General features: G+C 59.4%; 1 protein-coding gene. It reads left to right on the forward strand.

Translation table 11 applies throughout. The annotated features are described in order from the left end of the window. On the forward strand, positions 1 to 414 hold a 414-nt coding region (locus HX773_RS25370; RefSeq protein ID WP_176973804.1), incomplete at its 5' end, for a thioredoxin family protein. Between the last annotated feature and the right edge of the window lie 7 nt (positions 415 to 421).

The raw sequence follows: 421 nt of genomic DNA on the forward strand, positions 1-421 counted from the left end.
TGGCTGAACTCACCGCCGCTGGATCGCGAGTCCCTGCGCGGCAAGGTGGTGCTGGTGGACTTCTGGACCTTCGACTGCATCAATTGCCTGCACACCCTGCCGTATGTGAACGGCTGGGCGAAGAAGTACGAGAAGGACGGGCTGGTGGTGATCGGCGTGCATACGCCTGAGTACGCCTTCGAGAAGATCATCGGCAATGTGCGCCAGCAGGTCGTCAAGCTCGGTATCGGCTACCCGGTGGCCATCGACAACGACTACAAGATCTGGCGCGCCTTCGACAACCAGTACTGGCCGGCCCACTACCTGATCGATGCCAAGGGGCACGTGCGTTACAGCCATTTCGGTGAGGGAAGCTACGAGGCTCAGGAACAGGTGATTGAAGTACTGTTGAATGAGGCCAGGGCGATTCAATGAGGCGGTC

It is taken from the genome of Pantoea sp. B9002 (genome assembly GCF_013385945.1).
Lineage (GTDB): Bacteria > Pseudomonadota > Gammaproteobacteria > Enterobacterales > Enterobacteriaceae > Pantoea.